The organism is Aurantimonas marianensis (assembly GCF_024195285.1).
Classification (GTDB): domain Bacteria; phylum Pseudomonadota; class Alphaproteobacteria; order Rhizobiales; family Rhizobiaceae; genus Aurantimonas; species Aurantimonas marianensis.
Genome location: NZ_JALHBS010000045.1, coordinates 1 through 10,847 on the forward strand (window position 1 = coordinate 1; position 10,847 = coordinate 10,847).

Below are 10,847 nucleotides of genomic sequence, written 5' to 3' on the forward strand. Positions count from 1 at the left end.
CTCGATGCCGGACTACGGCAAGCTGTCAAACCGTCGACTGGAGGACCAGCAGGCCGGGGCGCGGATCGCGGTCGACAGCCACAAGAAGAACCCCGGTGACTTCGTCCTGTGGAAGCAATCCGCCGAGAACGAGCCGGGCTGGGATAGCCCCTGGGGACGGGGCAGACCCGGCTGGCACATCGAATGTTCGGCGATGAGCGAGGCCTATCTCGGCAAGACCTTCGACATCCACGGCGGCGGGCTCGACCTGATCTTCCCGCATCACGAAAACGAGATCGCCCAATCCCGCTGCGCCCACGGCACGGACCAGATGGCGCAGGTCTGGATGCACAACGGCTATCTGCAGGTCGAGGGCCGCAAGATGTCGAAGTCGGAGGGGAATTTCGTCACGATCGCCGACGTCCTCCAACGCGAAATAATATGGTTGACCATGCTCTCGGACGATTCCGAGACGTGGCTTAAACGGCGTAGACAGTGGAACGGTCTTGCCGCCCGTCTTGCGATTCTACAGTCTCATTATCGCGCTCCGATAGACTGGACAGATAAGCGTCATATCGATGCGCGAGCCGAAATCTATGACTGGTATCTTCTGATCAAGAAGGGTTTTTCTCCAATTCGGACTCTCGTGTCCGACGTCGATGTGGTGACGTCCCTCAAGGACGACATGAATACCCCAGATGCCATTGCTGGTCTTCGCCGCCTCTATTCGGCACGCGATGCACTGGCGCTACGGGACGGTATGGAAATTCTGGGCCTGTATGACTCCGAACTCGCGGATAGCTTCGATACGACCGAGTTGGATCTCGACGCGGAGACACGGATGAAGATAGACCAACGCCTCGCCCTCATCCGCGAGAAGAATTGGCCCGAAGCCGACCGGATTCGCGACGAGCTTTTGGCCAAAGGCATCCAGCTCAAGGACGGCAAGGACCCGGAGACCGGCGAGCGGATCACCACCTGGGAAGTGAAGCGGTAGCGTCTGCCTTCATCATTCCGACCTCGAGCCGTGCCCAAACCAGCCGCATGAGCCGCGAGACCGCGACAGGCCACCGTCGGGGCGGGAATAATCGCGAAGCCGCCGCCCGGGTGGGCGATGGTTGATCGATTGTTAAGTCGCTGATTCTATCGTCGATCTCGGTAGGCGGGACCGGACAACTCGTCTATCCTGATAGGCGGATCGCGGAGGACGAACGGTCTTGGTCGAAAGGCGGACAGGCAAGGCTGGACGAGGTTTGCGCGGGGTGCGAATCACCGCCGCGGCGCTCGCCTGCGCCATCGTCCTGCCGGCTCCCACCGGGGCGCAGCCGGACGCGGTCCGCACACAGGCGCAACCCGCGGCCAAACCCGTCGAATCCGCTCTTGACCCGATTCAGGTCGCCTCGGTCCAGTCGGCGCGCTCGGCCATCCTCGAACGACAGCGCCGCCAGACCGCCGCCGATCTCGCGGCCGTATTCGAGACCATCCAACTGTCGCAGGAGACGATCCGGGTCCTCGACAGCGAGATCGTCGCGCTGGCGAAGGACCGCGAGCGGATTCGCCAGGCGATGATCGAGGCCGCGGCTGCCCAGAAGGCCACCAGCAAGGAATTGGCGGCGACCGAACGCCGCGTCGACGCATTGGCGAGCGAGGAGGGGCTGATCAAGGTCTCTCTCAACGAGCGCCGGGGCGTCCTCGCCGAAGTGCTGGCGGCCCTGCAGCGCATGGGGCGCAAGCCGCCACCGGCACTTCTGGTCAAGCCGCGCGATGCTCTCGGCTCGGTGCGCAGCGCCATCTTGCTCGGCGCGGTCGTTCCCGCCATACGCGAGGAAACCGACCGGCTCGTCGCCGATCTGGAACGGCTTGGGGCGGTCCGTCTCGCCATCGGTGCGGAGACGCGGCGCTTTGCCGGGCAGGTTGTCCGGCACCGCGAGGAGGAAGCGCGCCTTTCCCTGCTCTTCGCGGAGAAGGAAAAGCTCGAGGCCGAAAACCGCGATCGGCTGTCCGCCGAAGCCGCGCGCGCGGCTGAACTCGCGGAAAAGGCGACGGACCTGAAGGGCCTGATCGGTTCGTTGCAGAACGAAGTCGATAGGGCCAGGGCCGCCGAGGAGGCGGCGCGCCTCGCAGAGATGCGCCGCCAGGCCGACGAACAGGCGAAGGCGGCGGAGGCCCGGCGCATGGACGAGGCCCGGCGCATGGAGGAGGAGCGCCTGATCCGCGAGGCGCGGGTCATCGAACAGCGCGTGGCTGAGACAAGGCGGCTGGCCGAGGCCCGCGACGCCGAGGCAGCGCGCGGGCGGGAGGACATTCCGGAGACTGTTGTCGCCACAGCGGAGAGGGATGCGCCAAGCGTCGAGAGCCCGGTGCCCGCAGCGCCGCCATCGCCCGACGATGGGGTGGGTGAGGCCGAGTCGGGAGGCGAGGGGGCGGTCGAAATCGCTGCCTTTGCACCACGCGACGCGCCGTCCGCCGACGCGGCGCCCGAATACGACATCGCGTCACTTCGCCGTGAGGCGGTGCGGCTCGAACCGGCCGCCGCATTTTCGACAATGAAAGGCCGTTTGTCGAAACCGGTTGCTGGCAAACAGCTTATCGGATTCGGCGGGAAGGACGACATTGGACGGGAGACGACGGGAGCATCTTTCGCGGCGCGGCCCGGTGACGCCGTCACGGCGCCCGCGGACGGTCGCGTTTTGTATTCCGGGCCGTTCCGATCCTATGGTCAGCTCTTGATCCTGGACGCCGGCGACGGCTATCATGTCGTTCTCGCCGGTATGGAGCGGATCGACGTCGAGACCGGCCAATTCGTTTCGGCGGGCGAGCCCGTCGCGGTCATGGGCGCGAGGCGCCTTGCCAGTATCGCAACGGCGGAATTTGGCGCGACCCAGCCCGCGCTTTATGTCGAGTTCCGCAAGGACGGAAAACCGGTCGATCCGTCTGCCTGGTGGATGGACGAACCCTCTGGAAGGACGACGAATGATTCGTAAGCTTTCGATACTCTTCGCCGGGGCGCTGATGGGGGCGACGGCGATGACCGTCGTCAGTCAGAACGCCGGCACGGCCAATGCGGCGGGCTCCGATACCTACCGTCAGCTTGCGATCTTCGGTGACGTGTTCGAGCGGGTTCGCGCGCAGTATGTCGACGAGCCGGACGATCAGAAGCTGATCGAGACGGCGATCAACGGCATGCTGACCTCGCTCGATCCGCATTCGAGCTACATGAACGCCAAGGAAGCGGCGGACATGCGGACCGAGACCCGCGGGCAGTTCGGCGGCCTTGGCATCGAGGTCACCATGGAGGACGAACTCGTCAAGGTGGTTTCGCCCTTCGAGGGCACGCCCGCCGACAAGGCCGGCGTCATGGCCGGCGATCTGATCGCCGAAATCGACGGCGAGCAGGTGCGCGGCCTCACTCTCGGCGAGGCCGTCGAGAAGATGAAGGGCGACATCGGAACCAGCGTCAGCCTGACGATCATCCGCGAAGGCGCGACCAAGCCGGTGCGGCTGACCGTCACGCGCGACGAGATCAAGGTGCCGTCGGTGCGTCACTCCGTCGAGGGCGACATCGGCTATATCAAGCTGTTGAAGTTCAACGAGCAGACAACGACCGGCCTGGAAGCGGCGATCGCCGATATCAAGGAAGAGGTTGGTGAGGACAAGCTCAAGGGCTATATCCTCGACCTTCGCCGCAATCCGGGCGGGCTTCTCGACGAGGCGGTGTCGGTGTCCGATACCTTCCTCGAGAATGGTGAGATCGTGTCGACCCGCGGCCGCAACTCCGACGAGACCCGGCGCTACAATGCCCGGAGTGGCGACGAGATCGAGGGCAAGCCGCTCGTCGTCCTCGTCAATGGCGGCTCCGCCTCGGCGTCCGAAATCGTCGCCGGCGCGTTGCAGGATCAGCGGCGCGCCACCGTCGTCGGTTCGCGTTCCTTCGGCAAGGGTTCGGTGCAGACGATCATCCCGCTTGGCGCCAACGGCGCGCTGCGCCTGACGACGGCACTCTACTACACGCCCTCCGGCCGCTCCATTCAGGGTCGCGGCATCGATCCGGACATCGGCGTCGAGCAGCCGCTTCCGCAGGAAATCCGCGAGCAGATGGGCCTCGATTCCGAGGATGAGATCGTGCGTGGCGAATCCTCGCTGCGCGGCCACATCACCGGCAATGAGGAAGACGACGAAGGTTCCGGCTCGCTCGACTATGTGCCGCCGGAAAAGGAGGACGATCTGCAGATGCAGTACGCGATCGACCTCCTGAACGGCGTCAAGACCAACGCCATGTTCCCGCCGAAGCAGGAAGCCAACGCCGCCAACTGACGGTTTTTGACCGGGCCCAAGGCTCGCGACTGGCAACCAGGGCCCGGCCATCTTTCGGATGGGCGGGCCCTTTTCGCAAGCAAGACCGCGCTCGCCGCTCACGGGCCCGCGAGCCACGATCCAGCTTCGCCGGATAGACGGGAACAATGCACGGCGAACTCTATGAGCCTCTGGGCCTCGACCTCGACGACGGCAACCTCCGCCGTCGTCCGTCGGCGTCCGCGCTCGGCGGTCTGGCCGCGGCGGCGCTCGTCGTCGCCGGCTCGCTGGCGACCGCCATACTCGGGCAGCCGGAACGCCGGGTCACCGATTATTTCGCCGAAGCATCGCAGCCGTTTGCCGCCGAGCAATTCGCTGCCACGACGGTCATCGCCGCACCGGCGCCGGTGACCAAGTCGAAACTGCCCATCGTCATTTCGGGTCCGGACGACCCGGCGCTGCACGAAGGCGGCGGGCTCGGCTTCCGCATCGAGGATCCGGTCTCCTATCGTCAAAGCCCCTCGGTCGCGCATTTGCCCGATCCCGATCTTATCGAGGAGAGCGCCTACGGGCCTCTGCCGACACGCGGGGCGGACGGCCGACGGCCGTTCGACGTCTATGCCGGGTCGTCGAGCGGCACGCCGGGCGCGCGTATCGCCATCGTCGTCGGGGGGCTTGGCATCAGCCAGAGCGGAACGCTGAACGCGCTCAACGCCTTGCCCGCCGCGGTTACGCTCGGTTTCGCCCCGGCGGGCAACAGTCTTGGCCGCTGGATGCAGGACGCGCGGCGGGCAGGGCACGAACTCTTGCTGCAGGTGCCGCTCGAGCCGGTCGGCTATCCGCAGATCGATCCCGGCCAGAATACCGTGACGGTCGCCGACGCGGCGGCCGGCGACCTCGACGCGCTCCACGCCTCGCTCGGCCGGATCACCAACTATGTCGGCATCATGAACTACATGGGCGGGCGGTTCACCGGCGATCCCTCGGCGATGGAGCCGCTGATCGCCGAACTCGGTCGTCGCGGCCTGATGTATCTCGATGATTCCAGCTCGCTGCGATCGCTCGCCAAGGACACGGCGATGCTTCGCAACGTGCCGGTCGCGGCCTCCAATGTGATGATCGACGAGACGCAGGACCCCGCCGACATTCGCGGTCAGCTCGACACGCTCGAGCGCATCGCCCGCGCGGAGGGATCCGCCATCGGCGTCGCATCGGCCTTCGATGCCTCGGTCGCGGTCATTGCCGAGTGGACCGCCGAAGCAAGTGGGCGCGGTATCGAGTTCGTTCCGGTTTCGGCGCTGGCAGTGGATACGGAGCGTCGCTGATGGCCAAGCGCCATCGATGCCCTTGCCCCGATCGCGGGGCGCGCGATAACACCCTGTGAAGGGGAGATCCGCCCCCGCAAAACCGGGGACGGCACGTCATGAAACCGATCGCATTCGACAATCTTCCCTATCGCCCTTGCGTCGGAGTCATGGTGCTCAACCGCGACGGACTGGTATGGGCCGGCCGCCGGCTGATGGAGGACAAGGGCGAGATGACCGGGGCGACGCAGCTCTGGCAGATGCCGCAGGGCGGCATCGACAAGGGCGAGGACCCGCTGGCGGCGGCGCGCCGAGAACTTCACGAAGAGACCGGCATGCGCTCGGTCTCGCTCATTGCCGAGGCGCCGGACTGGATCGACTACGACCTGCCGCCCGAACTTGTCGGCATTGCCCTCAAGGGCCGCTACCGGGGCCAGACACAGCGCTGGTTCGCCTTCCGCTTCGAGGGCGACGACAGCGAGATTGCCATCGATCCGCCGCCGGGCGGCCACGCGCAGGAATTCGACGATTGGGCGTGGAAGCCGATGGACGAGCTCTTGGACCTGATCGTGCCGTTCAAGCGCGGCGTCTACGAACAGGTGATCGCCGCGTTCCGGCATCTGGATAAGGCGCAAGCGGGCTGACCAGGGCACGCCGCCGAATCATCGGAGCCGGAAAGCGGGCCAGACGACGGATCGTGATCCACGCCGAGCAAGGCGCTGACATGCGAAAAGGCCGGCGAAGCACCGGCCTTTCAGAATTCTCGGATAACAGCCGCGAGGCGGGATTACATCCCGACGGCGACCCGCGCTTCGCGAAGCTGATCGAGGGCATGCTCGGCCTTGGCTTTGTCTTCCGGCGATTTCGCGTCGGCGATGTCTTCCTCGGCGTTCCTGATCTGCTGGTCGAGCTCGGCGGCGTTCAGATCCTCGACGCGGGTGGCCCGCTCGGCGAGCAGCGTGAAGCCGTTCTGGTTGACATCGGCGAAGCCGCCGAGCACGAAGATCTTCTGCTCGGAACCGCCTTCCAGCGTCGCCACCACGACGCCCGGCTTCAGCGTCGTCATCAACGGCGCGTGCCTGGCCATGACGGTGAAGTAGCCTTCGGTGCCGGGCACGTTGACCGCCGTCACCGCTTCCGACAGCAGCAGGCGCTCGGGAGAGACGAGTTCGAACTGGAAGCTTTCAGCCATCGGTCGCTTGCCTGTCTGGTCCTCCTCCCGGCGAGGGGAGGCATTCTGCGTGGGGGTGGGGAGGCGGGCTGGTCAGCCCGCCATCCGAACGTCGATCGGTCGTCTCAGGCGGCTTCGGCGGCCAGCTTCTGCGCTTTCTCGACCGCCATTTCGATGGAGCCCACCATGTAGAAGGCGGCTTCCGGCAGGTGATCGTACTCGCCGTCGACGAGACCCTTGAACGACTTGATCGTGTCTTCGAGCGGCACCAGCTGTCCCGGCGCGCCGGTGAACACCTCGGCGACGAAGAAGGGCTGCGACAGGAAGCGCTCGATCTTGCGGGCGCGCGCCACCGTCAGCTTGTCCTCTTCCGACAGCTCGTCCATGCCGAGAATGGCGATGATGTCCTGCAGCGACTTGTACTTCTGCAAGACGACCTGGACACGCCGCGCCACGTCGTAATGCTCCTCGCCGATGATCATCGGCGACAGCATGCGCGAGTTGGAATCGAGCGGATCGACGGCCGGGTAGATGCCCTTTTCCGAGATCGCGCGGTTGAGCACGGTCGTCGCATCCAGATGGGCGAAGGAGGTCGCCGGCGCCGGATCGGTCAGATCGTCTGCGGGAACGTAGATCGCCTGGACCGAGGTGATCGAGCCCTTGGTAGTCGTGGTGATGCGCTCCTGCATCTGGCCCATGTCCGTCGCCAGGGTCGGCTGATAGCCCACCGCCGAGGGAATGCGGCCGAGCAGCGCCGACACTTCCGAGCCGGCCTGGGTGAAGCGGAAGATGTTGTCGACGAAGAACAGCACGTCCTGGCCCTGATCGCGGAAGTGCTCGGCGATGGTCAGGCCGGTCAGCGCGACGCGGGCGCGGGCGCCGGGGGGCTCGTTCATCTGGCCATAGACGAGCGCGGCCTTGGAGCCTTCCGCCGAACCGTCATTCTCGCGCGGGTCCTTGTTCACGCCGGACTCGATCATCTCGTGATAGAGATCGTTGCCCTCGCGGGTCCGCTCGCCGACGCCGGCAAAGACGGAATAACCGCCATGGGCTTTGGCGACATTGTTGATCAGTTCCTGGATCAGAACGGTCTTGCCGACGCCGGCGCCGCCGAACAGACCGATCTTGCCGCCACGGGCGTAAGGGGCGAGCAGGTCGATGACCTTGATGCCGGTCACCAGAATCTGCGACTCGGGCGACTGTTCGATATAGGGCGGTGCTTCCTGATGGATGCCGCGCTTGGATTCGTACTGGATCGGCCCGACCTCGTCGATCGGCTCGCCGATGACGTTCATGATGCGGCCAAGGGTGCCGTCACCGACCGGAACCACGATCGGGCCGCCGGTGTCCTTCACCGGCTGGCCGCGGACCAGACCTTCGGTCAGATCCATGGCGATGGTGCGGACGGTATTCTGTCCGAGATGCTGAGCGACCTCGAGCACCAGGCGCATGCCGTTGTTGTCGCATTCCAGCGCGTTCAGGATCGCCGGCAAATTGTCATCGAACTCGACGTCGACGACGGCGCCGATGACCTGGGCGACGCGGCCGGTCGCGCCTGAAGTGTTTACGTTGTCAGCCATCGGAGGCCTCCTCTCAGATACTTTAAAGCGCCTCGGCGCCCGAAATGATTTCGACCAGTTCCGTCGTGATCTGCGCCTGCCGCTGCCGGTTATAGGAAATCGACAGGCGATCGATCATGTCGCCGGCATTGCGGGTCGCGTTGTCCATCGCCGACATCCGCGCGCCTTGTTCGGAGGCGGCGTTTTCCAGCAGCGCATGCAACACCTGGACCTTGATGTTGCGGGGGATCAGATCCTCCAGAATCGCGCCTGGCTCCGGCTCGTACTCGTAGACGGTCGCTTCGCCGGCCAGATCGGCGTCCTCTTCGGCCAGTGCGGCCGGGATCACCCGCTGCCGGGTCGGGGTCTGCGTGATGACGTTCTCGAACTCGGAATAGAAAATCGAGCAGACGTCGAACTCGCCCTTCTCGAACAGGTCGATGATCGTCTGCCCGATCGCCTCGGCATGTTCGAAGCCGACCTGCTTGGCCTCGCGCAGATCGGTGCGTTCGACGACCTTCGACGACAGGTCGCGGCGCATCAGGTCCCAGCCCTTCTTGCCGACAACCACGAACTTCACGGTCTTGCCTTCGCCCTCCAGCTTGCGCTGGTGAATCCGGGCGAGCTTGACGATCGAGGCGTTGAAGCCGCCGCAAAGACCGCGATCGGCGGTGAAGACGACCAGAAGATGGACGTCGTCCTTGCCGGTCCCCACCATCAGCGGCGGGCCCTCGCCCTCCATGGCGCCGGAAATGTTGGCGAGCACGGCAGCCATGCGATCGGCATAGGGCCGCGCGGCCTGCGCGGCCTCCTCGGCGCGGCGCAACTTCGCCGCGGCGACCATCTGCATGGCCTTGGTGATCTTCTGCGTAGATTTGACCGACGCGATGCGGTTCCGCAGATCCTTCAGAGATGCCATGGCTTGGCGCTGTCTCCCGCTAGCTCGGCCACGCCCGTCGCGGGGCGCGGCTCATGCGCGTTGTCGTGACTCAGGCGAAGCTCTTGGCGAATGAATCGATCGCCGACTTCAAGCTCTCGCGGATTTCGTCCGAAAGCGCCTTTTCCTGTGCGATCCGGTCGAGCAGATCCTTGTGATCGCTCCGTAGCGCGTTGAGGAGACCCTGTTCGAAATCGCCGACCTGATCGACCCGCAGCTTGTCGAGATAGCCCTGCGTGCCGGCGAAGATCACCGCCACTTGCTCCTCGGTCTTCAGCGGCGAGAATTGCGGCTGTTTCAACAGCTCCGTCAGACGGGCGCCGCGGTTGAGCAGGCGCTGGGTCGCGGCGTCGAGATCGGAGCCGAACTGCGCGAAGGCCGCCATCTCGCGGTACTGCGCGAGCTCGCCCTTGATCGAGCCGGCGACCTGCTTCATCGCCTTGATCTGCGCCGACGACCCGACGCGGCTGACCGACAGGCCGACGTTCACCGCCGGGCGAATGCCCTGGAAGAACAGCGTCGTCTCGAGGAAGATCTGGCCGTCGGTGATCGAGATCACGTTGGTCGGGATGTAGGCAGACACGTCGCCGGCCTGGGTCTCGATGACCGGCAACGCCGTCAGCGAACCGGCGCCGAGGCTGTCGTTCAGCTTGGCGGCGCGCTCGAGCAACCGCGAATGCAGGTAGAAGACGTCGCCCGGATAGGCTTCGCGGCCGGGCGGGCGGCGCAAGAGCAGCGACATCTGACGATAGGAGACGGCCTGCTTGGACAGATCGTCATAGGCGATCACGGCATGCATGCCGTTGTCGCGGAAATACTCGCCCATGGCGCAGCCGGTGAACGGCGCGATGTACTGCATCGGCGCCGGGTCCGAGGCGGTCGCCGCGACGACGATGGAATACTCCATGGCGCCGCGCTCTTCGAGCGTGCGCACGAACTGGGCGACGGTGGAGCGCTTCTGGCCGACGGCGACGTAGATGCAGTAGAGCTTGTCGCTCTCGCGGTTCTCGTCGTGAGCCGGCTTCTGGTTGAGGAAGGTGTCGAGCAGGATCGCGGTCTTGCCGGTCTGGCGGTCGCCGATCACCAGCTCGCGCTGTCCGCGGCCGATCGGGATCAGCGCGTCGATCGCCTTCAGCCCGGTTGCCATCGGCTCATGCACCGACTTGCGCGGGATGATACCCGGCGCCTTGACGTCAACGCGGCGCTGTTCGGCGCCCTCGATCGGACCCTTGCCGTCGATCGGGTTGCCGAGACCGTCGACGACGCGCCCGAGCAGCGCCTTGCCCGTCGGCACTTCGACGATGTTGCCGGTACGCTTGACGGTGTCGCCTTCCTTGATCGCCCGGTCGGAGCCGAAGATCACGACGCCGACATTGTCTTCTTCCAGGTTCAGGGCCATGCCCTGAATTCCGCCGGGAAATTCGACCATCTCGCCGGCCTGGCAATTATCGAGTCCGTAGACGCGCGCGATGCCGTCGCCGACCGAGAGAACCTGGCCGACTTCCGAGACTTCCGCCTCCGACCCGAAGTTCTTGATCTGCTTCTTGAGGATTGCGGAAATTTCCGCGGCGCGGATGTCCATCAGCCGACCTCTTTCAGTGCAA

At 65.3% G+C, this 10,847-nt stretch carries 9 protein-coding genes; 5 read left to right on the forward strand and 4 right to left on the reverse strand.

Going from position 1 to position 10,847, the window contains the following annotated elements:
* From MJ956_RS08230 to MJ956_RS08250, 5 genes are all read left to right on the forward strand, one after another.
* A partial coding sequence (locus MJ956_RS08230; RefSeq protein WP_253963998.1) for a cysteine--tRNA ligase occupies positions 1-976 on the forward strand: 976 nt, incomplete at its 5' end.
* Positions 977-1,241: 265 nt separating this feature from the next.
* Positions 1,242-2,963 carry a murein hydrolase activator EnvC family protein gene (locus MJ956_RS08235; protein WP_253963999.1) on the forward strand — a complete coding sequence of 574 codons (1,722 nt, stop codon included), beginning with the start codon at positions 1,242-1,244 and terminating at the stop codon, positions 2,961-2,963.
* Positions 2,953-4,293, forward strand: a complete 1,341-nt coding sequence (locus MJ956_RS08240; protein WP_253964000.1) for a S41 family peptidase — start codon at positions 2,953-2,955, stop codon at positions 4,291-4,293. The genes MJ956_RS08235 and MJ956_RS08240 overlap by 11 nt, the downstream gene beginning before the upstream one ends.
* 146 nt (positions 4,294-4,439) lie before the next feature.
* Positions 4,440-5,597, forward strand: a complete 1,158-nt coding sequence (locus MJ956_RS08245) for a divergent polysaccharide deacetylase family protein (protein ID WP_253964001.1) — start codon at positions 4,440-4,442, stop codon at positions 5,595-5,597.
* Between the two features lie 98 nt (positions 5,598-5,695).
* The gene (locus MJ956_RS08250) at positions 5,696-6,220 is read left to right on the forward strand and encodes an RNA pyrophosphohydrolase (RefSeq protein WP_253964002.1); all 525 of its coding nucleotides are present in this window, start codon (positions 5,696-5,698) and stop codon (positions 6,218-6,220) included.
* 143 nt (positions 6,221-6,363) lie between these two features.
* On the opposite strand, the gene MJ956_RS08255 is transcribed toward MJ956_RS08250, so the two are convergent.
* The 4 genes from MJ956_RS08255 to atpA all read right to left on the reverse strand — a co-directional run bounded on the left by MJ956_RS08255 (position 6,364) and on the right by atpA (position 10,825).
* Positions 6,364-6,768 (reverse strand): F0F1 ATP synthase subunit epsilon, encoded by a 405-nt coding sequence (locus MJ956_RS08255; RefSeq protein WP_253964003.1) that lies wholly within the window; start codon positions 6,766-6,768, stop codon positions 6,364-6,366.
* A 104-nt stretch (positions 6,769-6,872) separates the two neighbouring features.
* Positions 6,873-8,327, reverse strand: coding sequence for a F0F1 ATP synthase subunit beta (gene atpD, locus MJ956_RS08260; RefSeq protein ID WP_253964004.1), 1,455 nt, complete (start codon positions 8,325-8,327; stop codon positions 6,873-6,875).
* A gap of 22 nt (positions 8,328-8,349) precedes the next feature.
* Positions 8,350-9,225 carry a F0F1 ATP synthase subunit gamma gene (locus MJ956_RS08265; RefSeq protein WP_253964005.1) on the reverse strand — a complete coding sequence of 292 codons (876 nt, stop codon included), beginning with the start codon at positions 9,223-9,225 and terminating at the stop codon, positions 8,350-8,352.
* A gap of 70 nt (positions 9,226-9,295) precedes the next feature.
* Positions 9,296-10,825 carry a F0F1 ATP synthase subunit alpha gene (gene atpA, locus MJ956_RS08270; RefSeq protein WP_253964006.1) on the reverse strand — a complete coding sequence of 510 codons (1,530 nt, stop codon included), beginning with the start codon at positions 10,823-10,825 and terminating at the stop codon, positions 9,296-9,298.
* Positions 10,826-10,847 lie beyond the last annotated feature (22 nt).

Excerpts from the sequence above, each read along its gene's own strand:
- MJ956_RS08250 (WP_253964002.1), top strand. The coding sequence starts at position 5,696 with ATGAAACCGATCGCATTCGACAATCTTCCCTATCGCCCTTGCGTCGGA.
- MJ956_RS08245 (WP_253964001.1), top strand. The coding sequence starts at position 4,440 with ATGCACGGCGAACTCTATGAGCCTCTGGGCCTCGACCTCGACGACGGC.
- MJ956_RS08265 (WP_253964005.1), bottom strand. The coding sequence starts at position 9,225 with ATGGCATCTCTGAAGGATCTGCGGAACCGCATCGCGTCGGTCAAATCT.
- atpD (WP_253964004.1), bottom strand. The coding sequence starts at position 8,327 with ATGGCTGACAACGTAAACACTTCAGGCGCGACCGGCCGCGTCGCCCAG.
- MJ956_RS08255 (WP_253964003.1), bottom strand. The coding sequence starts at position 6,768 with ATGGCTGAAAGCTTCCAGTTCGAACTCGTCTCTCCCGAGCGCCTGCTG.
- atpA (WP_253964006.1), bottom strand. The coding sequence starts at position 10,825 with ATGGACATCCGCGCCGCGGAAATTTCCGCAATCCTCAAGAAGCAGATC.
- MJ956_RS08240 (WP_253964000.1), top strand. The coding sequence starts at position 2,953 with ATGATTCGTAAGCTTTCGATACTCTTCGCCGGGGCGCTGATGGGGGCG.